This window comes from Arthrobacter sp. Ha26, assembly GCF_059091705.1.
Window position 1 is genome coordinate 912,336 of the sequence record NZ_JBNHGX010000001.1, and the last position, 22,269, is coordinate 934,604.

The 22,269-nt window shown below is 65.1% G+C and carries 18 protein-coding genes; 10 read left to right on the top strand and 8 right to left on the bottom strand.

Annotated features, from left to right (window positions below; translation table 11 throughout):
* Window positions 1-150: 150 nt before the first annotated feature.
* Window positions 151-936, bottom strand: a complete 786-nt coding sequence (locus tag AC5RVY_RS04340; protein ID WP_493953702.1) for a ZIP family metal transporter — start codon at window positions 934-936, stop codon at window positions 151-153.
* A gap of 78 nt (window positions 937-1,014) precedes the next feature.
* Complete coding sequence (locus AC5RVY_RS04345; protein ID WP_493953453.1) at window positions 1,015-1,974, bottom strand: GlxA family transcriptional regulator; 960 nt, start codon at window positions 1,972-1,974, stop codon at window positions 1,015-1,017.
* A 131-nt stretch (window positions 1,975-2,105) separates the two neighbouring features.
* Between AC5RVY_RS04345 and AC5RVY_RS04350 the strand changes: the two genes are divergently transcribed.
* The 3 genes from AC5RVY_RS04350 (at window position 2,106) to AC5RVY_RS04360 (ending at window position 3,533) form a co-directional block, all read left to right on the top strand.
* On the top strand, window positions 2,106-2,744 hold the full coding sequence (locus AC5RVY_RS04350) for an isochorismatase family protein (protein ID WP_493953454.1): 639 nt from the start codon (window positions 2,106-2,108) through the stop codon (window positions 2,742-2,744).
* Between the two features lie 115 nt (window positions 2,745-2,859).
* The gene (locus AC5RVY_RS04355; protein ID WP_493953455.1) at window positions 2,860-3,216 is read left to right on the top strand and encodes a DMT family transporter; all 357 of its coding nucleotides are present in this window, start codon (window positions 2,860-2,862) and stop codon (window positions 3,214-3,216) included.
* The gene (locus tag AC5RVY_RS04360) at window positions 3,213-3,533 is read left to right on the top strand and encodes a DMT family transporter (RefSeq protein WP_493953456.1); all 321 of its coding nucleotides are present in this window, start codon (window positions 3,213-3,215) and stop codon (window positions 3,531-3,533) included. Before AC5RVY_RS04355 ends, AC5RVY_RS04360 begins: the two co-directional genes overlap by 4 nt.
* 77 nt (window positions 3,534-3,610) lie before the next feature.
* Here the strand turns inward: AC5RVY_RS04360 and AC5RVY_RS04365 are convergent, their stop codons facing one another.
* The 5 genes from AC5RVY_RS04365 to AC5RVY_RS04385 all read right to left on the bottom strand — a co-directional run bounded on the left by AC5RVY_RS04365 (window position 3,611) and on the right by AC5RVY_RS04385 (window position 10,999).
* Window positions 3,611-4,966: an MFS transporter gene (locus AC5RVY_RS04365; RefSeq protein WP_493953457.1), complete on the bottom strand. Its 1,356-nt coding sequence runs from the start codon at window positions 4,964-4,966 to the stop codon at window positions 3,611-3,613.
* 657 nt (window positions 4,967-5,623) lie between these two features.
* Entirely contained in the window at window positions 5,624-7,099 is a 1,476-nt protein-coding gene (gene pntB / locus AC5RVY_RS04370; protein ID WP_493953458.1) for a Re/Si-specific NAD(P)(+) transhydrogenase subunit beta, read from the bottom strand.
* Window positions 7,096-8,655: a Re/Si-specific NAD(P)(+) transhydrogenase subunit alpha gene (locus tag AC5RVY_RS04375; RefSeq protein ID WP_493953459.1), complete on the bottom strand. Its 1,560-nt coding sequence runs from the start codon at window positions 8,653-8,655 to the stop codon at window positions 7,096-7,098. Before AC5RVY_RS04375 ends, pntB begins: the two co-directional genes overlap by 4 nt.
* Window positions 8,656-8,843: 188 nt before the next feature.
* A complete protein-coding gene (locus AC5RVY_RS04380) occupies window positions 8,844-9,803 on the bottom strand; it encodes a 2-hydroxyacid dehydrogenase (RefSeq protein WP_493953460.1) in 960 nt (319 codons plus the stop codon).
* Window positions 9,800-10,999 (bottom strand): pyridoxal phosphate-dependent aminotransferase, encoded by a 1,200-nt coding sequence (locus tag AC5RVY_RS04385; RefSeq protein WP_493953461.1) that lies wholly within the window; start codon window positions 10,997-10,999, stop codon window positions 9,800-9,802. Before AC5RVY_RS04385 ends, AC5RVY_RS04380 begins: the two co-directional genes overlap by 4 nt.
* A gap of 429 nt (window positions 11,000-11,428) precedes the next feature.
* Here AC5RVY_RS04385 and AC5RVY_RS04390 point away from each other — a divergent pair, with 429 nt between their 5' ends.
* The 4 genes from AC5RVY_RS04390 to AC5RVY_RS04405 all read left to right on the top strand — a co-directional run bounded on the left by AC5RVY_RS04390 (window position 11,429) and on the right by AC5RVY_RS04405 (window position 16,721).
* Entirely contained in the window at window positions 11,429-13,399 is a 1,971-nt protein-coding gene (locus AC5RVY_RS04390) for a BCCT family transporter (RefSeq protein WP_493953462.1), read from the top strand.
* 103 nt (window positions 13,400-13,502) lie between these two features.
* The gene (locus tag AC5RVY_RS04395) at window positions 13,503-13,691 is read left to right on the top strand and encodes a hypothetical protein (protein ID WP_493953463.1); all 189 of its coding nucleotides are present in this window, start codon (window positions 13,503-13,505) and stop codon (window positions 13,689-13,691) included.
* A 109-nt stretch (window positions 13,692-13,800) separates the two neighbouring features.
* Entirely contained in the window at window positions 13,801-16,095 is a 2,295-nt protein-coding gene (katG, locus tag AC5RVY_RS04400; RefSeq protein ID WP_493953464.1) for a catalase/peroxidase HPI, read from the top strand.
* Window positions 16,096-16,214: 119 nt separating this feature from the next.
* The gene (locus tag AC5RVY_RS04405; RefSeq protein ID WP_493953465.1) at window positions 16,215-16,721 is read left to right on the top strand and encodes a methyltransferase family protein; all 507 of its coding nucleotides are present in this window, start codon (window positions 16,215-16,217) and stop codon (window positions 16,719-16,721) included.
* Window positions 16,722-16,759: 38 nt separating this feature from the next.
* Here AC5RVY_RS04405 and AC5RVY_RS04410 read toward each other — a convergent pair whose 3' ends face one another.
* Window positions 16,760-17,335 (bottom strand): TetR/AcrR family transcriptional regulator, encoded by a 576-nt coding sequence (locus AC5RVY_RS04410; protein ID WP_493953466.1) that lies wholly within the window; start codon window positions 17,333-17,335, stop codon window positions 16,760-16,762.
* A gap of 105 nt (window positions 17,336-17,440) precedes the next feature.
* On the opposite strand from AC5RVY_RS04410, the gene AC5RVY_RS04415 reads away from it, so the two are divergent.
* From AC5RVY_RS04415 to AC5RVY_RS04425, 3 genes are all read left to right on the top strand, one after another.
* Window positions 17,441-18,661, top strand: a complete 1,221-nt coding sequence (locus tag AC5RVY_RS04415) for an MFS transporter (RefSeq protein ID WP_493953467.1) — start codon at window positions 17,441-17,443, stop codon at window positions 18,659-18,661.
* 92 nt (window positions 18,662-18,753) lie between these two features.
* On the top strand, window positions 18,754-19,740 hold the full coding sequence (locus tag AC5RVY_RS04420; protein WP_493953468.1) for an aldo/keto reductase: 987 nt from the start codon (window positions 18,754-18,756) through the stop codon (window positions 19,738-19,740).
* Between the two features lie 725 nt (window positions 19,741-20,465).
* Window positions 20,466-22,265: a glycoside hydrolase family 15 protein gene (locus AC5RVY_RS04425; protein WP_493953703.1), complete on the top strand. Its 1,800-nt coding sequence runs from the start codon at window positions 20,466-20,468 to the stop codon at window positions 22,263-22,265.
* Window positions 22,266-22,269: the final 4 nt, after the last annotated feature.

Consider the following 22,269-nt stretch of genomic DNA (forward strand, 5'->3'; position numbering starts at 1 on the left):
CTGACACAGTGTCCACAAGTGGTGGTGCGAAGGTCAGTTTACGACCGGAAGCTGGGAACGATCCGTGCCTTGGGAGGAGAAGTTGGGCAGGTTCACGCAGGGCGTATTTGGAGCCTCAAGTGCCGCCCAATCGTGAGCTGGCGGCTGCTCCTACGCCAGGGACAACAGGAATGAGGCCACGAATCCGGCCGCCGTGCTCAATGCCACTGCCGGTCCCCCGTGTTCGAATGCCTCAGGCATGATGGTGTCAGCGAGGGCGGCGATCACCGCTCCAGCCGCGAAGGCCAGCGGCAACGAAATCGTCTCGGGGCTGCTGCCGGAGAGCGGGCCGGCACCGAGCACTACGGCAAGGATGAGTACCACTGAGCACACGCCCCAGAGCCTGATGATGGCGGCCGTGGACATCCCCTGGCTGCGCATCGATGCTGCGCCTACGAGAGCCTCGGGCAGATTGGAGACGAAGATCGCGGCCAGCAGCGCCAGGCCGCCGGTCCCCTCACCCAGCGAAACGCCCAGAGCGAGGTTCTCAGGCACTCCATCCAGCGTGGCGGCAGCCAGCAAAGCCAGGCCCGCCGTACCCCGGGTGGACGCGGCGGACGGCGCACGCCCCTCGGCGGCGGCGTCCGTGTCGAGCTTGGGGCTGCCCCGGTATTCATCCGCGGGAACCGGCTTCGACCCGGCCTGGGCCCACCGGTCGAGCAACGCGCTTAACGCCGTGAAGACCACGGCACCAACGAACAGGCCAATCCCGGCGCGCCACGCTCCGCCGCGTTCGTAGGCATCCTCGAACAACTCGAAAGTCAGTGCAGTGATCAGGGCGCCCGCCGCAAAGGACAACACCATGGCCAGGACGCGCTTCGGCAGTTCAAAACGCACGCCCGCGAAGGCCCCCAGCACCAAAGCACTGGCAGTCACCACGCCGAAAAGCAGCGACATCCCCACAGCCACATTATGGATGGCCGCGAAATGGACCACAACAACCAAAAAAGCCTGCGAAGCGGGGTGCCCCCACGATCAGTGTCCCGGCGTCAGCCGGGCGTCAAAGCGCCGCCGGTATTCGGTAGGCGTCGTGGAAAAGGCGGCCGCGAAATTCTGCCGCAGGGTCACGGCGTTGCCGAAGCCGCAGTCGGAGGAGATCTGGTCTATGGACAGGTCCGTGGTTTCCAGCAACCGCCGGGCTGCATCAAGGCGGCGGGCGCGGATCCAGGCCGCCGGCGTTGTCCCCGTCGCTGCGCGGAAGGCCCGTACGAAAGTGCGGCGGCTCAGGTGTGCCTGGGCAGCGAGCCGGTCGATGGTGAGGGGTTCAGCCAGGCGGGCCAACGCCCATTCGAGCAGGCGCGAGATCGGATCATCCGTAGCGCGCTTCGGCACCGGGTGTTCAATGTACTGCGCCTGGCCGCCCTCCCGGTGCGGAGCGATCACAAGGCTGCGTGCCACCCGGTTCGCTGCGTCCGCTCCAAGCCGGGAGCGGACCAGGTGCAGGCAGGCGTCCAGGGCGGAGGCAGTGCCGGCCGAGGTTAGTACGTCACCGTGGTCGATATAGAGCACGGTCTGGTCGAGCGGGACATCCGGATGCCGTGCGGCAAGGGAATCGAACGCCTGCCAGTGGGTGACGGCCGGGCGCCCAGCGAGCAGGCCTGCGTCGGCTACGGGGATTGCTCCCAAGCACAACCCGAGGATCGGCACCCCACGCCCATGTGCGCCTTGGAGCACCCGCCGCAGCGCATCGCCGGGGACGCGTCCGTCGTCGAACCACGAGGGCACCACCACCACGTCCGCTTCTTCCGCGGCCGTCGGGCCCTTCACCCCACCCAGCCGATAGCCCTCCGCGGTTGTAATCCCGCCTTCATGGTCGGAAAAGAGCACCGTCTTCCACTTGGCAAGACCCTGGCGGGCAACCTCGTCAAACACCATTTGCGGAACGGCAAGGTGGAACATCGTGGCGCCCGTGAAGGCGTAGACCGCGACTCTCATAGTGCCCCTTCTACCGTATGGCCCGAATTCATCGTATATGCGCCTTCGTGCCACTGTCGCCATGCACCGGCAGCGGGAAAACTGGAAAAGTCGCCAAAAGGCAATCAAAATCATCAGGGAGAAACAAGAACATGAGCACCCCCCGCCGCGCCCTCATCCTCATTGACGTGCAGCAGCAGTACTTCAGCGGCCCTTTTGAAATTCAGTACCCGCCGCACCAGGAGTCCCTGCCCATGATCGCGAAGGCCGTTGATGCCGCCACCGCCGCGGGCATTCCCGTCGCGGTGATTCAGCACTCAGCGGGCGAAGGGGCGCCGGTCTTTGCGCCCGGCACACCCGAATTCGACCTGCACCCCGAGATTGCCCGCCGCAAGACCGCCGAATGGAAGGCGCTGGTGAAGCAGTATGGCTCCGTCTACGCCGGTACCGGCCTCGCCGAATGGCTGCGTCAGCACGACGTCGACACGGTCACCTTGGCGGGCTACATGACGAACAACTGCGTGCTCGCCTCCGCCGTGGAGGCAGAGTTCCTGGGTTTCACCACCGAAGTCCTGTCAGACGCCACCGGTGCCGTCAATCTGGCCAACGACGCAGGTTTCGCGGACGCGAAGACAGTGCACACCACACTGCTCGCACTGCTGAATTCGAACTGGGCAGCCGTGGCCGATACTGATACCTGGACCACAGCCCTGGCCGGACGGCAGGCCCTCCCAAAGAGCGACCTCGGAAGCTCAGCGGTCGCCGGCGCGGTACTGGTCCCGCAAACGTAGCCAGGCGCCCTGGGCTTCCCACCTGCTTGCCTTGTGGGAGACCAGGGAACACCACCAGCGTCCTTGCCGTTGCATACACGGGACCAAGCCCTCACGACTCTCAAGGACTGTTTACATGAAGTGGATTCTTCTGGCCGGCGCGATCCTGAGTGAGGTGACGGCGTCCCTCTCCTTGAAAGCCGCCCTGGATAATCCTGCCTTCTTCGTGGTGGTGGTTGTTGGTTACACCGCGTCCTTCGGTTTCCTGGCCGGAGTCCTCCGCAAAGGCCTGGGCCTGGGCGTTGCTTACGGCATCTGGTCTGCGCTGGGAGTAACTCTCACAGTGTTGCTGGCCGCGCTCTTCTTTGGTGAAGCGCTGACCCCCGTCATGATGATCGGCGTTGCCATGGTCATTGGCGGCGTGCTCTGCGTGGAACTCGGGTCGCACAAAGCCCCGGCAACGGAACCTGAACAGGAAATGGTCAATTCATGATGTGGCTGTTCCTGGCAGGGGCAATCCTCACCGAGGTGACCGCCACCCTGTTCCTCCGCGTCGCTTCCAGCGGTAAGCGACGCTGGTACGTACCGGTCGCCGTCGGGTACTTCCTGGCGTTCAGCCTCCTCACCCTGACCCTGGACTCCGGGATGAGCCTGGGAGTGGCCTACGGCATCTGGGCCGCTGTCGGCGTGGCACTGACCGCGCTCGCCAGCCGTATCTTCTTCAAGGAGACCATCACTCCCGTCATGATGCTCGGGCTCGGCCTCATCATCGGCGGCGTCCTGCTGATCGAACTCGGTGCAGCCCACTAGAGCGCCGCTGAACGCTTGAAGTGAGCAGTGAGCCCCCGCCTGCGGGGGGCAGGCAGGGGCTCAACCGGTCGTCGTCGTCAGGCCTTCTGGTTCTCGAGGTCCTCGAGGGACTTGCCCTTGGTATCGGAGGACAGGAAGGTGGCCACTGCCGCCGCGGCGCAAATGCCGAAGGTGATCAGCCCGATCACCAGCGGAACATTGGCCGAGCCCGGGGGCGCCACTGCCGTGAAGACGCTCGGGAAGAACGAGGCGAGCATCAGGCCGATGTTCTGTGACACGGCAAACCCGGTCACCCGGATCCGCATGGGGAACTGTTCCTGGAAGAAGGTGGCGAACGTCGCGTTCCACATCTGGAAGAAGATTCCCTGCACGATCAGGACGCACACAAAGACGAGGACCAGGCTCCGCTGGTCGATGGCCCACAGGTAGACCCACGTCAGCAGGCCGCCGCCCAGCCCGCCGGCGAGCATGAGGGCCTTGCGTCCGATCCGGTCCGACAAGGCGCCGAAGACGGGGATGGTGATGACGGCAGCGATGTTGGCCACGAGCGTCACCCAGAGGAATTCGCTGCTGGAGAATCCGATGCCGTAGCCCTTCTGGGTGGCGTAGGAGACGCCGAAAATCAGGGTGGCCATGCCGATCACGTTGGTGAAGGTCATGATGATGCAGCGGATCAGGACCCGCGGGTGGGTGCGCATGAGCTCGACGAGCGGGAACCGGCGCTTTTCCTTGCCGGCGTTGGACTGCGCGAGGTATGCCGGGGGTTCGTGGACCCGGCGGCGGATAATGTAGCCCGCCAGGATCACCAGGGCGCTGAGCAGGAACGGGATACGCCAGCCCCACGTCTCGAACTGGTCCTTGGGGAGAAGCGCGGACAGCGGAAGCAGCACGGCAGTGGCCAGGATGGAGCCCACCTGCGTTCCCTGAAGGCTGAAGCTGGCAAAGAAGCCGCGCTTGGCGTCAGGGGAATGCTCCACGATCATTGCGCTCGCACCGCCCAGCTCACCGGCGACGGCGAATCCTTGGATCAGTCGGAGGATCACCAGCAGGGCAGGGGCGAGGATGCCCACCTGGCCGTAGGTTGGCAGGAGCCCCACCGCGAAGGTGGCGAAACCCATGAGCAGCATCGCGAAGACGAGGACGTTCTTGCGGCCGTGCTTGTCGCCGATCGCGCCCAGGACGATCGCGCCCACCGGGCGGGAGACGTAGCCCACGGCATAGGTGGCCAGCGACGCGATGATCGCGACGGTGGGGTTCCCGGAAGGGAAGAAGATGGCCGGGAAGATGAGGGTTGCGGCGAGGGAATACAGCGCAAAGTCGTAGTACTCAAGGGCGCCTCCGATCCAGCCGCTCATCGCGGCCTTCTTCGGATCCCTGCCCGGGTGGGCTGCATCGAGTTTGGGACGGATATGCCCGGCGGGAGTGACGGTCATTCTCTGGCTTCCTTCGGCGTCATTGGCTAGGAACCGGAACTCTTCCATTCCGGCGTGGCTTTTTCACGGTGAGTGCTGCGGGGTCTCAAGAGCAGGCAGGATATTTGCTGTTTCTTGAATCGTTTCACAAATTCTACTCAGTGACGGACGCCACGTCAAAGCCCAACGTGACGAGAGCCTGCGAACTAAATCCAACCCGAAAACAAAACGTCCGGGCCAGCCGCAAACAGCGGCCAGCCCGGACGTTTCTCTGCTGAAGCTCAGTACCGGCGGTGGGCACGGGCTGGGTCAGGTCACTTAGGCCGCGATGTGAAGGACCTCGTGTGATTTCCCAGGTCAACCCGCCGCCGACCACGCGCCGGATGGTGGTGTTCCAGAGTTTCGTGCTTGTAATGGAGCAGAAACTCGTGTCGGTAGTGGAGTCCTACCCACGATGACGTAACTAGTTCGTCGATGAAATGGGCAGGCTGCAACGGTGCTTGTTCGGTGCTGGGGATTTGCTCCGGTTCACTCGGCCCCGTCGCGCTGCTCGGAGTTCCGATGCGGAATATTCGGGACAAGATCATGGTCTCTCCTCTCGTTTTTGTTAGGTGATTGAGCCGGGATGCCCGAACCAGCCCCGTCAACGACGTTGCGGGAGGAAGAGGGGCCGGCGCGTCAGAAGGCTTTGAGGATGTCTTCGACGCGTTGTTTTGCGTCGCCGAAGAGCATTTGGGAGTTGTCGCGGTAGAAGAGCGGGTTTTGGACGCCGGCGTAGCCGGCGGCCATGGAGCGTTTGAAGACGATGACGTTTTCGGCTTCCCAGACTTTGAGGACGGGCATCCCGGCGATGGGGCTGCCTGGGTCTTCTGCCGCGGCGGGGTTGACGGTGTCGTTGGCGCCGATGACCAGGACTACGGAGGTGTCGCCGAGGTCGTCGTTGATTTCGTCCATTTCCAGGACGATGTCGTAGGGGACTTTGGCTTCGGCGAGCAGGACGTTCATGTGGCCTGGGAGGCGGCCTGCGACCGGGTGGATGCCGAACCTGACGTTCACGCCGCGTTCGCGCAGCTGGTGGGCGAGTTCGGCGACCGGGTATTGGGCCTGTGCTACGGCCATGCCGTAGCCCGGGGTGATGACCACGGACGAGGCGTTGGTGAGCATTTCCGCTGTTGCCTCGGCAGTGATTTCGCGGTGCTCGCCCTGGTCTGTGTCCCCTTTGCTGGCGGGGGCGGCGATGCCGAAGCCGCCGGCGATGACGGAGATGAAGGACCGGTTCATGGCCTTGCACATGATGTAGGACAGGTACGCGCCCGAGGAGCCGACGAGGGCGCCGGTGATGATGAGCAGGTCGTTGTTCAGCAGGAAGCCTGCCGCGGCCGCTGCCCAGCCGGAGTAGCTGTTGAGCATGGAGACGACGACGGGCATGTCGCCGCCGCCGATGGAGGCCACCAGGTGCCAGCCCAGCCCGAGGGCGAGGACGGTGACGAGGATCAGGAGCCAGAGCTGGGAGTCATTGACGTACCAGACGGTCAGGGCGATGAACGCGGCGAGGGCGCCGAGGTTGATGGCGTTCTTGCCCGGCAGCATCAGCGGTGAGGATTTCATCCGGGCCGAGAGCTTCAGGAACGCCACGATGGAGCCGGTGAAGGTGACCGCGCCGATGAAGACGCCGATGAAGACTTCGGCGTGGTGGACGTCCTTTAGGGCTCCGGTCAGTTCCGGGGCTTGAAGGTGGCCGTTCCAGCCGACGAGCACCGCGGCGAGTCCCACGAAGCTGTGCAGCAGGGCGATGAGTTCGGGCATGCCGGTCATCTCGACCACCCGGGCACGCCAGAGCCCGATTGCACCGCCCACCAGCACGGCAGCGACGAGCAGCCCCAGGCCGGTCAGGCCATGGTTTGTTCCCCATGCACCCTGAAGGGTCAGCCAGACCGTGGCCGCCAACGCGATCACCATGCCGGTGATGCCGTAGACGACACCGGCCTTGGCTTTTTCGTGCTTGCTCAGCCCGGCGAGGGACAGGATGAACAGCAGGGCCGCGACGACGTAGGCCGCCCCTGCAATGGATTCCGCGGTCAAGGGACCGGAGACGGTGTCAGACACGGTTAAGCTCCTTGTAAATGTTCCTGCTGCTTCGATGACGGCGCTCATCCGTGGGCCCTATTTCCGCGGGAGAACATGGCGAGCATGCGCCGGGTGACAGCGAAACCGCCGAAGATGTTGATGCTGGCCAGCAGCACCGCGACAGCGGCGAGCACCTGCACCACCGGGTTCTCCGAGGTGACCTGCAGCAGGGCCCCGACGACGATGATCCCTGAAATCGCGTTCGTGACAGACATCAGCGGCGTGTGCAGTGCGTGGTGGACTTTTCCAATGACGTAGAAGCCGACTACGACCGAAAGCATCAGCACCGTGAAGTGCTGCGGCAGCGGCGCCGGGGCCACCGCATTGACCAGGAACAGGGCAGCGATACCCGCGGCGAAAAGCCCAGCCTTACCGGCGGCGCTCAGGCCAGTCTTCTTCTTGGGCGCGGTGCCCTGGGCGGGCGTTGCAGCGTCGCTTTTTACCACCGGTGCGGCGGAGACCTGCACCGGGGGCGGTGGCCAGGTCTTCTCACCGTCCCGCACCACGGTCACTGACCGCTGCACAACGTCCTCGAAATCGATCCGCAGAACCCCGTCCTTGCCAGGGGTGAGCAGCTTGAGCAGGTTCAAAAGGTTCGTCCCGTACAGCTGCGAGGCCTGGGCCGGCAGCCGGGCCGGCAGATCCGTGTAGCCAAGGATCACCACACCGTTCTCCGTCACGATCCGTTCCCCGGCCACGGAGCCTTCCACGTTTCCGCCCTGCCCGGCAGCCATGTCAACAATCACACTGCCCGGCTTCATGTCGGCGACGTCATCGGCCGTGAGCAGCTTCGGCGCAGGGCGTCCCGGGATCAGGGCCGTGGTGATGATGATGTCCACATCGCGGGCCTGCTCGGTGTAAATCTCAGCCGCGCGCCGGTTGTACGCCTCCGACGTCGCTTTCGCGTACCCGTCAGAGGACTTCATCTCCTCCTCCACCTCAACCTTGAGGTAGGTCCCGCCAATGGACTTCACCTGGTCAGCGACCTCCGGCCGCGGATCCGTCGCACGCACAATCGCGCCCAAGCTCGAGGCCGCACCAATCGCCGCCAACCCGGCAACACCGGCACCCGCGACCAGGACCTTCGCCGGCGGGACCTTGCCCGCCGCGGTCACCTGACCTGTGAAGAACCTGCCGAACTCATGGGCGGCTTCGATCACGGCACGGTACCCGGCGATGTTGGCCATCGAGCTGAGCACATCCATCGACTGCGCCCGTGAAATGCGGGGAACAGCATCCAACGCCAGCGCCGTAATAGGCCGTGACGCAAGTGCCTCCACGAGTTCCGGCCGCAATCCCGGGGCCAACATTCCAATCAACGTCGCACCCTCAGCCAAACGGCCGATCTCCTCTTCGGAGGGTGGATTGATACGCAGCACCACCTCACTGCCCCACGCCTCATCGGCGCCCACCACCAGGGCACCTGCAGCTTCATAGTCCTCATCACGGAAAGCCGAGGACTCCCCCGCGCCCTTCTCGACCACAACGTCGTAGCCCAACTCCGCTATCTTCCTGACGGTGGCAGGCGTCGCTGCCACCCTTGACTCATTACCCAGCTCGGCCACGATGCCAATACGTGTCACTATGATCTCTCTCTAAGGTGTGATGCCCCGGTAAATACTGTTGCCGCGAGGCAGTAGGGATCTGTCCTGCATGTGAAGAACAGCCGCCGCGGAGACGGACGACGCCGGCGGCTGTGTAGCCCCGCCCCATCCCTTGGGACGGGGCTACTACGCGGCCGGGTTTGTCGTCCCGCGGGCGCCAGCCCCCTCTAGTTGATCGGTGCGGGCGGCGGTCCGTCGTTGAGCACTGCCAGTACGTTGTCGGCGGCGAGCATTGCCATCGCGGTACGGGTCTCAACGGTGGCGGAGCCGAGGTGCGGCACGAGCACGACGTTCTCCAGCTCGAGCAATCCGGGGTGCACTGTGGGCTCGTTTTCAAAGACGTCGAGCCCGGCACCCGCGATCTGCCCATCGCGCAGCGCGGCGGCGAGTGCTGCTTCGTCGATGATAGGGCCCCGCGCGGTATTGATGAGGTATGCCGAATCCTTCATAGCCGCCAGTTCCCCGGCACCGATCAGGTGGTGGGTGGCCGGTGCGTAGGGGCAGTGCAGCGAGACGACGTCAGAGTTGGCCAGCAACTCGTCGAGTTCAACCCTCCTGGCGCCAAGTTCAGCTGCGACCTCGGGGGCGATCTCACGGCGGGACTGGTAGAGGATTTCCATGCCGAAGGCCTTGGCCCGGCGTGCGGTCGCCTGGCCGATGCCGCCCATACCGACGATGCCGAGGGTCTTGCCTTGCAGGCTGCTGCCGAGCAGGAAGAACATGCCCCACTTCCAGTCCTGGCCTGAGCGGATGAGCCGTTCCCCCTCGCCGAGCCGGCGCGTCGCCGAAAGGATGAGGCCGAACGCGATGTCGGCCGTGGCCTCCGTGAGCACGCCCGGTGTGTTGGTGGCGACGACGCCCCGTTCGGTGCACGCGGGCACGTCGATGTTGTCATAGCCGACGGCGACGTTCGCGACGACCTTGAGCTGCGGTCCGGCGGCGTCGAGCAGCTCGGCGTCCATGCGTTCGGTGAGCAGGCTCACCACTGCATCTGCCCCTGCTACCCGGCGCAGGAGCTCCTCGCGGCCTATCGACTCCGGACCCGTCCAGGCGTCGACTTCATGCTCGGTACGCAGTTTTTCGAGTGCGGCTTCGGGTATACGTCCCGTGACGACGACCCGGCTCATGCCGTCTCGATCCACTTGCGCAAGCGGCCTAGGCCGTCGTGAATATCGGCGACGTCGATGCCCGAGTAGGCGAGGCGGATGTACTGCCGGTCTTCGCCGGGCTGGCGGCGACCGAAGTGCTCACGGGTGCAGAAGGAGACGCCCGTTTCGTACAGCGCTGCGGAGGCGAAATCGCCGACTGCCGTGTAACCCATGCGCTCCATGGCCTCGGTGACGTCGGGGAACAGGTAGAACGTCGACTGGGGCACGGCGACGTGCATGCCGGCGATGTCATTCACCAGTTCGCAGGCGGCGTCCCGGCGCGCGCGCAGGATGTCGAGCATCTGCTGTACGGGTTCCTGGGTGCCGCGGAGCGCTTCAATACCGGCCCATTGCACGTAGTGCGTCGTGCACGACTCGTCGTTGGTGTTGAGTGTGCTGAGGATTTTGGCAATCTCGACGGGGGCGACCGCGCAGCCGAGGCGGGATCCGGTCATGGCGAACTTCTTGCTGAAGGTGTAGAGGATGACCGTGCGCTCCGCCATGCCGGGAATCGACGCGATTGAGTTCGAGACACCCTCGTAGCGCGTCTCGAAGTACGCCTCATCCGAGAGCACCCAGAGGTCGTGCTCCTGCGCGAGCTGTGCGATTGCCTCCCGCTCAGCCGCCGTCGACTCAGCCGAGATGGGGTTCTGCAGGTCGTTGTAGATGATCGCGGCAGTATTCGGGGTGATCGATGCCCGCACCTGGTCGAGGTCAATCGCGAAGCCCTCGCTCGTGGGCAGGTAACGGTAGGGTACAGCCGTTCCACCGAGGTACTCGATCTGCGATTCGTAGATCGGGAATCCGGGGTTCGGGTAGAGCACTTCCTGGCCCGGGTTCATGACCGCCTGCAGGAACTTCGTGATAACAGGCTTGCCTCCCGTCATCACCACGACGTTTTCCGGTGAGAATTCAATACCCCGGCGGCCCCCGATGTCTTCGGCAAGGGCCTCGCGCAACTGCGGAATGCCGGGGCCGGGGCAATAACCGGTATAACCGTCCGCGATGGCCCGGTTCATCGCTTCGACGATATTCGGGGCCGTCGGGATATTGATGTCGCCCAGATGGAAGGGGTACACGCGGTTCCCCTTCGCCTTCCAGGCGGCGGCCGCTTGGGCGACACTGAAGGCGGTTTCCGTGCCCAGGCGTTCGAGCCGGTGCGCGAGTTGCTTCATGCTGTTCCACTCCTCATTGAGTTGGCGATCGATCCGGGGACGGACCCGGTCTAGTATAGAACTTATATATCAGATTAGTAATAGATATATGTCAATAATCTTCGGCGAAACGGGCTAAAGCCGTCAGCCTTACGGATGCTCCCTTAGGGCTGCACCTGCCGGACGGACGAGCCCGTCCACAGGCCGGAGCCGGCTACATGGCCCGCAAGAAATCTCTGGACACCTATCCCGTCCTGCCATACCATAGCACTGATATATCTCTACTGATGGTTGAAAATATCAGCTGCGTTTGGTGTCCCAGCACCAGTTTTCTTGACGTCAACATCATGATCATCGATCGGGCGAGGCCCCCCAACCTTCCGCCCGGTCTGACCCCCAAGGGCCATGCCTAACGGCAGGCCCATGATTCGCCGAGCAAAGGACCCGCTCATGGCTATTAATAGTGATCTAAAACCGCTCACACCTGAGGAGTTGCCTGCCGGGAACGGCCGGGCAGGAACTCATCCAAGTGAGGAGCCCGAAAGTGTGGGCAGTACCGTAGAAGTCCTCAGTGTCTCTACCGACGAGACCGAGGAGTATCAGCAGATTCTTGAGGAGTTGCGCAGCGCCAAGACCGAGCAGGCGGTTTCGGAACGCCGGAACCACAGCCTCACGCTCGATAAGGTGACTTTCGGGATCACGGGCGCTATCGCTATCGCTTTTGTGGTGTGGGGTTTTGTGGGCCGGGACAGCCTGGCTTCGAGCTCAACGCTGGCCCTGAACTGGGTGATGGAGTACACGGGCTGGCTCTTTATGGTCCTGGCCTCCCTGTTCGTGGTTTTTGTGTTGTGGCTGGCCCTGGGCAAGTTCGGGAACATCCCGCTGGGCAAGGACGGCGAGAAACCCGAATTCCGGACCGTGTCCTGGGTGTCCATGATGTTCGCCGCGGGTATGGGCATCGGGCTGATGTTCTACGGGGTGGCCGAGCCGCTCTACCACTACATCTCCCCGCCGCCGGGCACCGTGGACGGACGGACCCCCGCAGCGATCCAGACCGCGATGGCCACCTCGATCTTCCACTGGACCCTGCACCCCTGGGCCATGTACGCGGTCGTGGGCATCGCGATGGCCTACGGCACGTACCGGCTGGGCCGCAGGCAGTTGGTATCGGCGATGTTCACCTCGCTGTTCGGCATCCGGATGGTCGAAGGCCCGATCGGGAAACTCATTAACATCCTGGCCATCTTCGCCACCCTCTTCGGCACGGCCGCGTCGCTGGGCCTGGGTGCGCTGCAGATCGGCTCCGGCATGACCTCCAACGGCTGGTTCGGCGAAGTCGGAACCCCTGTCCTGGTGGTCATCGTCGCGGTCCTGACCTTCTGCTTCGTCGCCTCCGCGGTCTCCGGCATCAGCCGCGGCATCCAGTGGCTCTCCAACATCAACATGGTCCTGGCCGTGGTGCTGGCACTGATCGTCTTCATCGCCGGTCCCACCCTCTTCATCCTGAACCTGATCCCGTCCGCCGTCGGCGACTACGCCCGCGACCTGGCCGAGATGTCCTCCCGGACCGAAGCGGTCGGCGACGAGGCCCTGCGGAGCTGGATGACCAGCTGGACCATCTTCTACTGGGCCTGGTGGATCTCCTGGACGCCCTTCGTGGGCCTGTTCATCGCCCGCATCAGCCGCGGCCGGACCATCCGCCAGTTCGTCACCGGCGTCCTGCTGGTCCCCAGCATCGTGAGCATCATCTGGTTCGGCATCTTCGGCGGCGCCGCCTTCCACGTCCAGCAGGAAGCCGACCAGGCCGGCACCCCGGGCCTGGTCACCATGACCAACGGCGTCCCGTCGGTCAACTTCGACGGTGCCCTCTTTGACCTCGTCAAAAACCTCGGCATGCCCGGCTGGCTCACCGCCGCAGTCATCGTCCTGGCCATGGTCCTCGTAGCGATCTTCTTCATCACCGGCGCCGACGCCGCCTCCATCGTCATGGGATCACTGAGCTCCAACGGCGCCGAACACCCCCGCCGCGGCGTCGTGATCTTCTGGGGCAGCCTCACCGGCGCCGTCGCAGCCGTCATGCTCCTGGCCGGCGGCGACGAACCATCCGAAGCCCTCACAGGGCTCCAACGGATCACCATCGTCGCGGCCCTGCCATTCGTCATCGTGATGTTCCTGCTCTGCTTCGCCCTGGCCAAAGACCTCCGCCGCGACCCCCTGTCCCTGCGTAAACGCCTGGCAACATCAGTGGTGGAACGGGCCATCCGCACCGGCGTGGAACAACACGGCGGCGTCCAATTCGACCTCGTCACCAAACACGACTGCGGCGAAACATGCCCCGACCCCGACTCCCACCACGGCAGCACCCACACCGGCAGCATCCCGACCGTCCAAGGCCGGCACGCGGACCCGGACAGCAAATAACCCGTCCACCCCTAAAGCAGCACCCGCCCCGGTGGCACGCGGCCTCCCACCCCGCGCCACCGGGGCACCCTCACCCCCCAACGCATCAGGAAAAGGTAATGACATGACTTACCGCAACGACCAAGCACAGACCCTCCGGATCAGCAGCGAAGGGAAGGACACCGTGGACATCCAGCTGGAGTCCTCAACCCCAGTGACCGTCCGGCTCCAGGTCGACGGCGGCTGCAACTGCCAGCACGGCACCGCAACCCGCCCCGGCTCCTACATCGACAGCGACCCCGGACACCGCTGACGGGCAGCGTCCGCGTCTTATAATTCACCATCCGCCCGGCTGGGCGGCCTCTGTAAAGGAACCAACTGCCTGGGTCCGTTTGTGGCGTGGGCTTTAGGGAAGGAAGCATATGACCGATTCACAGGACCATCCTCCGGTTCCCACTCCGGGAAGCGCTCAGGGCCTTGATGGTAAGGCTGGGGGCGGGTGCCCGGTGGCTCATGGCAGTGTCACCTCGCATGGCAGTGAGAGTGAGAACCCGGCGATTGATTCGCCCCAGCCCAAGGGGCATCGGCCCCGGACGGTCGCGGACTGGTGGCCCAACCAGCTGGACCTTTCGGTGCTCCACGCCCACGGCCAGGCGAGCAACCCCTTGGGCGCATCGTTCAGCTACCGGGAGGAGTTCGCGAAGCTCGACGTCGAGGCCCTGAAGCGGGACATCACCGAGGTCCTCACCACCTCCCAGGACTGGTGGCCGGCGGACTTTGGCCACTACGGCGGGTTGATGATCCGGATGAGCTGGCACGCGGCCGGGACCTACCGCATCCAGGACGGCCGCGGCGGTGCCGGCGACGGCGGGCAGCGGTTCGCGCCGCTGAACAGCTGGCCGGACAACGCGAACCTGGACAAGGCCCGGCGGCTGCTGTGGCCGGTCAAGCAGAAGTACGGCCAGAAGCTCTCCTGGGCCGACCTGCTGGTCCTCGCCGGCAACGTGGCCCTCGAATCGATGGGCTTCAAAACCTTCGGCTTCGCGTTCGGCCGAGAGGACGTCTGGGAGCCCGAGGAAATCTTCTGGGGACCCGAAGACGCCTGGCTCGGCGATGAACGCTACATCGGCGAAGGCCAGATGTCCGAAGACGTCGGCTCCACCGAGATGGGCCTGATCTACGTCAACCCCGAAGGACCCATGGGCAACCCGGACCCTGTCGCCGCGGCCGCGTTCATCCGGGAAACCTTCAAGCGCATGGCCATGAACGATGAAGAGACCTTCGCACTGATCGCCGGCGGCCACACCTTCGGCAAGACCCACGGCGCCGGGCCCGCCGACGCCCACGTCGGTCCCGAACCCGAAGGCGCCGACCTCGAAGCCCAGGGCCTGGGCTGGCTCAGCACCTACGGCACCGGCAAGGGCGCAGACACCATCACCTCCGGCCTCGAAGTGACCTGGACGGACAAGCCCACCCAATGGAGCAACCGCTTCCTGGAAATCCTCTTCGAGTACGAATGGGAACTCGTCCAAAGCCCCGGCGGCGCCAAGCAGTGGGTGGCCAAGGACGCCCCCGAAATCATCCCGGACGCCCACGACCCGGACAAAAAGCACCGCCCCACGATGCTGACCACCGACCTGTCCCTGCGCTTCGACCCCGCCTACGAAAAAATCGGGCGCCGCTTCCTGGACAACCCGGACGAATTCGCCCTCGCGTTCGCCAAGGCCTGGTACAAGCTCCTGCACCGCGACATGGGCCCGGTCGGCCCGCACATGCTCGGCCCGTGGGTTCCCGAAGCCCAGCTCTGGCAGGACCCCGTCCCGGCCGTGGACCACGAACTGATCGGCGAGGAAGACATCGCCGCGCTCAAAACCCGGCTCCTGGACTCCGGCCTGACCATCCCGCAGCTCGCCGGCACCGCCTGGGCTTCGGCCGCAACCTACCGCAAGACCGACCGGCGCGGCGGAGCCAACGGCGCCCGGATCCGCCTCGAACCCCAGCGCAGCTGGGAAGCGAACGAACCCGAACAGCTCTCCACCGTCCTCCCCGTCCTTGAACGGGTCCAGGAAGAATTCAACACCGCCCAGACCGGCGGCAAGAAAGTCTCCCTGGCTGACCTTATCGTCCTGGGAGGCACCGCCGCCGTCGAAAAGGCAGCAGCCGACGCCGGGTTCCCCGTCACCGTGCCGTTCCGTCCCGGACGCACCGACGCCACCCAGGACCAGACCGACGTCGAGTCCTTCCAATACCTCAAGCCCCGCGCCGACGGGTTCCGCAACTACCTGCGCCCCGGCCAGAAACTCCCACCCGAAACCCTCCTGCTGGACAAGGCCTACATGCTGGACCTCTCCGCCCCGGAAATGACCGCCCTCATCGGCGGCATGCGCGCCCTGGGCACCAACACCGGCGGCACCAGCCACGGCGTCCTCACCGACAAACCCCACGTCCTCACGAACGACTTCTTCATCAACTTGCTCTCCCCCGGCACCAAATGGAAAGCCTCCGAGACCGAGGAAAACATCTACGACATCACCGACATCACCACCGGCGAACTCAAATGGACCGCCACCCCAGTAGACCTCGTCTTCGGATCCAACTCCCAACTCCGCGCCCTCGCCGAGGTCTACGCCAGCAACGACGCCAAAGAAAAATTCATCAACGACTTCACCGCAGCATGGACAAAAGTCATGGAACTGGACCGCTTCGACCTCAACTAAATCCGGTCCCAAAATAAAACGTCCGGGCCAGCCGCAAACAGCGGCCGGCCCGGACGTTCCTCTGTCCCCTCAACATCTCCCCCTCGCCCCGGTGGAGGAAGCACGCTAGCCTGACGCTCATGGCGCACTCAGCCTCTACAGCCCGCGCATGGCTCGGCACCATCGTGTTCCTGTTCCTGGCGCCCGGCATCGTCGCGGGCTTTATCCCGTGGCTCATTTCCGGCTGGCGTCCGTATGCCTGGGGAGGTGCTGCCTGGGTGGCGCCGGTCGCCTGGCTCGCGATCGCCGTCGGGGTGGCCTTCCTCCTGCACGCCTTCGCACTGTTCGCCATGCACCGCGGCACACCCGCGCCGGTCGCCCCGACCGAGACGCTCGTGGTCACGGGCGTCTACCGGTTCGTACGTAACCCTATGTACCTTGCGGTGCTCACCATCATCCTCGGCCAGGCGCTGGTGTTCGGCAGCTTGTGGCTGGTGTTGTACGCCGCAATCGCCCTCACCGCGGTGGTCGCCTTCGTGAAGGGCTACGAGGAGCCGACGCTCACCAGCACCTACGGCCAGCAGTACCTGGACTACAAACGCAATGTCCCGGGGTGGTTGCCACGGCTCACCCCGTGGCGGAAGTGACGGAGCCTAACGGGCAGGCCACCCCCGCCGCCCCCGGCTTACTCAGGACGCTTGGGTGAGTTGTTAAGAACCATCGACGCGAGTTCCTTCGCCAACCGGGCCGAATCAGTATGCGCATCAAGCTGTGCGTTGGCCACCGCCCCGTCGTAGAGCAGGCCGAGGCGGGCCGCCACGCCGGCGGCATCAGCGAACCCGGCTTCCCCGCACAGTTCCAGGAGCATGGTGCTGAGCCACTCCCGGAATGTTCGCAGCGCTTTGGCCTCCACGCTCCCCGGCAGGGCTTCCGCGTTCGCGTTGGCGAAGGCGCAGCCTTTGTAGCCGGGCTCACTGACGGCTTCCTGCAGAGCGTCGAACATGGCGAGCAGTTTCTCCACGGGGTCTTCCAGCCCTTGCTGGTACCGGAAAATCCGGTCTCGCCGGCGCTGGTCCCGGCCGGCGAGATAGGCGGCTACGAGTTCTTCCTTGCCCGAGAAGTTGTAGAAGAGGGACCCTTTCGCAACTCCGGCCTCTTCGATGACCCTGTCAATCCCGACGGTGTGGACGCCCTCCGCATAAAACAATCTGTCCGCCGCGTCCAGGAGACGCTGGCGTGCTGGAACCCGGATGGAAGTCATAAGCCAAGACTATCAGACAGATCTGTCTAAAAAGGCTTGACTTCATTGAACCGATCTGTCTAACTGGTTTCTTGTTAGACCGATCTGTCTAAGGAGACCTCAATCTTGTCCCGTATACCCTCAGCCCGTTCCTCATTTGTCGGATTGGCCGCGGTTTTCGCGGCGTTCTTTCTAGCCGCCGGCGCCCCGACGCCGCTCCTCTCGCTCCGCCAGCAAGAATGGGGCTTCTCGGCGGGCACCCTCACCCTCGCCTTCTCGATTTATGCCTTGACCCTTCTGGCCGCGCTCCTGGTGGGCGGCTCGCTCTCTGACCACCTTGGCCGCCGCCCGGTCATGCTCGCCGCCCTCTACGGCGAGTTGATGTCAATGATCGCCTTCCTGTTGGCGCCGACCATCACCTGGGTGATCATCGCACGGGCCCTGCAGGGCGTCGCCACCGGGCTGGCCACCAGCGCTTTCAACGCAGCGATCATCGAGCACGCCCCGGCCCACCTGAAAAAGTTCGGCGGAGCCCTGGCAGGAGCGTCCGTGGCGGGCGGCCTTGGCATCGGTGCGCTCCTGGCCGGGGTTGCAGTCCAGTTCACCCCGGACGCCAATACGCTCATCTTTTCGGTTCTCAGCGGGGCCATGGTGCTTGCGATCGGCTTCGTGGCTTCCACTGCCGAGACGGCCGGCAGGCGGCCCGGCGCGCTCCGTTCACTGACCCCGCGCCTTGAAATTCCGGCGGGCATCCGCGGCGAGTTCTTCGCAGGCATCCCGGTGCACATCGCCGGCTGGATGTTCCCGGCCCTCTTCCTTGGGCTTTCACCGGCGGTGCTCCGGCTCCATTTCGGTCTGGATGGCGGCCTGGTTGCCGGTTTCACTTCATTCCTCGGCCCATTTGCAGCCGCGGTCTCGAGTTTCGTGTTCGCCCGGCACCCCGCGCGGCGCAGCACCCTCCTGGGTGTGATCCTTATCCTCGCCGGGATCATCCTGGTCCTCCTCGGCGTCAATGAAACCTGGCTCCCCGCCGTCTGGGCCGGTGCGGTGCTGGGAGGCAGTGGCTTCGGTGCCGCGTTCGGCGGACAGCTTCGGCTGATCGGCCCGCACATCCAGCCGAACCAGCGCGCAGGCGTCTTCTCCGGCATCTACGCCGCTGCGTACCTGGCATTCAGCGTCCCCCTGATCATTGCCGGCCAGCTTGTGCCCCTCCTCGGCCTGGTTCCCACCCTCCAGTCCTACGCGGCAGTCATCATTGCCTTCGCCGCAATGGGCATCATCATTCAGGCCGGACGGCTGCGGCGTGAGCTCGCGCCGAAAGCTGTTCCCGCGAATTCAGCCGCCTGATTCGCGGCCCGGTTTCCGTTGACAGCGCCACCGGGCGAATTTAGGCTCCTTGCCATCGCGGCCTCAAGGCACTCCGAATCGAAGGAGCAGGAATGGACCAGGACAACGCACAGTTGCGGGATCGGCTTGGGAGCCTTGGCTTTGGCGGGACCGGAGTAGGAAACCTGTACCGCGCCATCCCGGATGAGCAGGCGGCCGCAACGGTGGAAGCCGCCTGGGACTCCGGGATCCGCTACTTTGACACGGCACCGCACTACGGGCTGGGCCTGTCCGAGCGGCGGATGGGCAAGGTCCTTGCCGGCAGGCCGCGCAACGAGTTCGTCCTCTCCACGAAGGTGGGCCGGGTGCTCGTCCCGTCGCCGGCGACCAAGGACAACAAGGATCCGGAGGGATTCGACGTGCCTGCCGAGTTCCGGCGCGAATGGGACCCCTCAGAAGCAGGAGTGCGGCGCAGCATCGAGCAGTCATTGGAGCGGCTGGGCCTGGACTACATCGATGTCGCCTACCTGCACGATCCCGACGTGTACAGCATGGAAGACGCCGTGAAGTCCGCACTGCCGGCACTCGAGAAAGTCCGGGCCGAAGGCCTGGTGCAGGCCATCGGGGTGGGCACCAACACCGCCGGCGCAGCCTTGCAGTGCGTGGAAGCGGCGAACCTGGATTTCCTGATGCTGGCAGGCAGGTTCACCATGCTGGAACAGCCGGGCTCGGACGGCCGCCCAGGCGAGGGGCTGCTGGACAGGTGCCTCGAGCTGGGGACGGGAGTGGTGAGCGTGGGCGTCTACAACTCCGGCATCCTCGCCAAGGCTGAGCTGTCTTCGGACGCGCACTACAACTACTCACAGGCCCCAAAGGAAATTCTGGATCGGGCCCGGCAGCTGGCAAGCATCTGCAAAGAGCATGGCGTCGAACTGCCCACCGCCGCCATCCAGTTCCCCTTCCGCCACCCCGCCGTCGTCAACGTCACTGTGGGAGCCAGCCGGCGGGAGCAGATCAGCGAAAGCGCGGACCGCATGTCCGCTGGGGTTCCGGATGAACTGTGGCAGGACCTGCAGGAGCAGGGACTGATTCCGGGCTGACCAGCGCCTGGGCTATGCGTTTCTAAAGCCGCTTTGCTTGTTTAAAGATCCCGCTCCTTCTAAAATTAGAGAACCTACTTTTAGAAGGAGTCCACGATGCTGTGGCGGAGTCGGACGCTCACGTTCCTGCGCAGGCAGGGTATGGGCGCCAAGGCCAGGTGACCTGGAATGGACTGGCAAGGCTGGGCCGTATTCGGGCTGCTGGCGACCGCCGTCCTGACGGCTGTGATGATCGCCGCCCAGATGGCCGGGTTGACCCGCCTGGACCTCCCCCTGGTGCTCGGAACCCTGGTCACCCCTGATCCGGATAAAGCCCGGGCGGCTGGCTTCTTCATCCACCTCGCCGCCGGGCAGGGGTTCGCGTTGGGATACGCTGCGGTGTTCGCGCTGCTGGGGCAGGCAACATGGTGGCTCGGCGCGCTGCTGGGATTGCTTCACGTCACAATCGCACTGACGGTCATCCTTTCCCTGCTGCCCGGCGTCCATCCTCGAATGGCGTCCACCCGGGCAGGACTCTTGACGACGGCCTCACTGGAACCTCCGGGCCTGTTGGGGCTGAACTACGGCATCCAGACACCCGCCGTCGCAGTGGTTGCCCACGTGGCATACGGCACTGTGCTTGGCCTGCTCCTGGGGGCGCCATTAGCCTTGACCACCGCGCTCCGGCCCCGCCTCAGCAGGAGCATCCCGCTCCCCTCCAGGCCCGGCGGGAGGGCGTCACACCGATTGCGGATTACGGGCTCCTCGGTGACACTCGGACTGCCGCCCTTGTCTCCTCCACGGGCTCCGTTGACTGGCTCTGCGCTCCCGCGTTCGACGGCGAGCCTCTCTTTGGTGCCTTGCTGGGCGGCCCGGAGGCGGGCAGCTTCCTCGCAGGACCGGCGCAGCCTGCCCACGTGATTTCGCGGCGGTACCGCGACAACACTGCCACCCTGGAAACGGTATGGGCGGCCGGCGATGGCCGGCTCACCCTGACAGAGGCGATGATCGCGGAAGTCCAGGGACAGCTGCTGCCCACAACCCTCCTGGTGCGGCGCCTCGCCGCCGAAGGCGCACCCGTGCCCGCCACTGTGCTGTTCGACCCGCGGCTCGGCGAACAGCACCTCCTCCCGCGGGTCCGCCGTGGGCCCGGGCTGATCTGCGACTGGGGCCGGCTGGCGACCTCCCTCGAAATGACCCCCCGCCTGGACCTTGAGCCAGGGTACCCACTGACCTTCGACGTCGTTCCAGGGAATCCCCTGACGCTTGTCCTGGCGCTGGCCTACGGTGAACCCCTGATCCATGTAGAAACCGGGGCAGCGTGGGACCTTGTCCAGCGGGACGAGGGCCGCTGGCAGGCGTGGACGGAGGAGGTGGACATCGCCCTCCCGTACCGGCCCGCGGTTGTGCGCAGCCTGCTCACGCTCCGGCTGCTCACCTACTCCCCTTCCGGTGCTCCGGTGGCTGCCCCCACCACCTCGCTGCCCGAGGCCCCCGGCGGCATCCGCAACTGGGACTACAGGTACGCCTGGCCCCGCGACGCCAGCATCGGCGTCGGCGCTTTCCTGCGGGCAGGAAAGACACAGGAGGCGGAGGGCTTCCTGGGCTGGCTGCTTCATGCCAGCCGGTTGCAGCGGCCCCATCTTCCGGCACTGCTCACCTTGATGGGAGGACACGTGCCGGCGGAGCGGAACCTGTCCCGCTGGCCCGGTTACGCAGGCAGCAGTCCTGTGAGGACGGGGAATCTCGCTGCCACCCAGCACCAGTTGGACGGCTACGGCTGGGTGCTGGACGCTTCCTGGGCATTCGTGGAAAGGGGGCGCAAGCTCACCTCGGAAACCTGGCGGGCCATGCGTGGCTTCGCTGACCTGGTTGCCGCCACCTGGCGGGAGCCCGACGCCGGGATCTGGGAAGTACGTGGCGACGCGGCCCAGCACGTCCACTCCAAAGTCATGGCGTGGCTCGCGCTGGACCGGGCCCTTCGCATCGCCGCTACCCACCACTTAGGAAAACGACGCCGCCTTAGCTGGGAAACGGCGCGAAGCCACATCACGGCAGAGCTGCGCACCAATGGCTACAACGCGGCGCGGAACTCCTACACCCGCACGTACGGCTCCGACGATCTGGACGCCGCCCTGCTGGTCCTTCCGCTCACGAGCCTGGAGGAAACGGACTCGTCCCGCCTCCGGGGAACCATCGACGCTGTCCAGTCGGAACTCTCCGCCGGCTTCCCGCTGCTCTACCGGTATCCGCCGGGGCGGGACGGCCTCCCCGGGACGGAGGGGGCGTTCCTCCCCTGCTCGTTCTGGCTTGCCCAAGCCCTGGCAACCACCGGCCGGCATCAGGAAGCCACGGCACTGTTTGAGGCGCTGCTGCAGAAGAGCTCGCCGCTGGGGCTCTACAGCGAGGAGATGGACCCGTCCTCCGGCATGTTCCTCGGCAACTTCCCCCAAGCCCTGACGCACTCCGCCCTGGTCCAGGCGGCACTGGCCCTCCGCGACAACCAGCCCGGAAGCCCACCGAATAACGCACCCTCAACGGAATAAGGAG

Excerpts from the sequence above, each read along its gene's own strand:
- AC5RVY_RS04380 (WP_493953460.1), bottom strand. The coding sequence starts at position 9,803 with ATGAGCCGGGTCGTCGTCACGGGACGTATACCCGAAGCCGCACTCGAA.
- AC5RVY_RS04340 (WP_493953702.1), bottom strand. The coding sequence starts at position 936 with ATGTCGCTGCTTTTCGGCGTGGTGACTGCCAGTGCTTTGGTGCTGGGG.
- AC5RVY_RS04385 (WP_493953461.1), bottom strand. The coding sequence starts at position 10,999 with ATGAAGCAACTCGCGCACCGGCTCGAACGCCTGGGCACGGAAACCGCC.
- AC5RVY_RS04360 (WP_493953456.1), top strand. The coding sequence starts at position 3,213 with ATGATGTGGCTGTTCCTGGCAGGGGCAATCCTCACCGAGGTGACCGCC.
- AC5RVY_RS04350 (WP_493953454.1), top strand. The coding sequence starts at position 2,106 with ATGAGCACCCCCCGCCGCGCCCTCATCCTCATTGACGTGCAGCAGCAG.
- AC5RVY_RS04405 (WP_493953465.1), top strand. The coding sequence starts at position 16,215 with ATGGCGCACTCAGCCTCTACAGCCCGCGCATGGCTCGGCACCATCGTG.
- AC5RVY_RS04345 (WP_493953453.1), bottom strand. The coding sequence starts at position 1,974 with ATGAGAGTCGCGGTCTACGCCTTCACGGGCGCCACGATGTTCCACCTT.
- AC5RVY_RS04365 (WP_493953457.1), bottom strand. The coding sequence starts at position 4,966 with ATGACCGTCACTCCCGCCGGGCATATCCGTCCCAAACTCGATGCAGCC.
- pntB (WP_493953458.1), bottom strand. The coding sequence starts at position 7,099 with ATGAGCGCCGTCATCGAAGCAGCAGGAACATTTACAAGGAGCTTAACC.
- katG (WP_493953464.1), top strand. The coding sequence starts at position 13,801 with ATGACCGATTCACAGGACCATCCTCCGGTTCCCACTCCGGGAAGCGCT.
- AC5RVY_RS04395 (WP_493953463.1), top strand. The coding sequence starts at position 13,503 with ATGACTTACCGCAACGACCAAGCACAGACCCTCCGGATCAGCAGCGAA.
- AC5RVY_RS04390 (WP_493953462.1), top strand. The coding sequence starts at position 11,429 with ATGGCTATTAATAGTGATCTAAAACCGCTCACACCTGAGGAGTTGCCT.
- AC5RVY_RS04355 (WP_493953455.1), top strand. The coding sequence starts at position 2,860 with ATGAAGTGGATTCTTCTGGCCGGCGCGATCCTGAGTGAGGTGACGGCG.
- AC5RVY_RS04420 (WP_493953468.1), top strand. The coding sequence starts at position 18,754 with ATGGACCAGGACAACGCACAGTTGCGGGATCGGCTTGGGAGCCTTGGC.
- AC5RVY_RS04410 (WP_493953466.1), bottom strand. The coding sequence starts at position 17,335 with ATGACTTCCATCCGGGTTCCAGCACGCCAGCGTCTCCTGGACGCGGCG.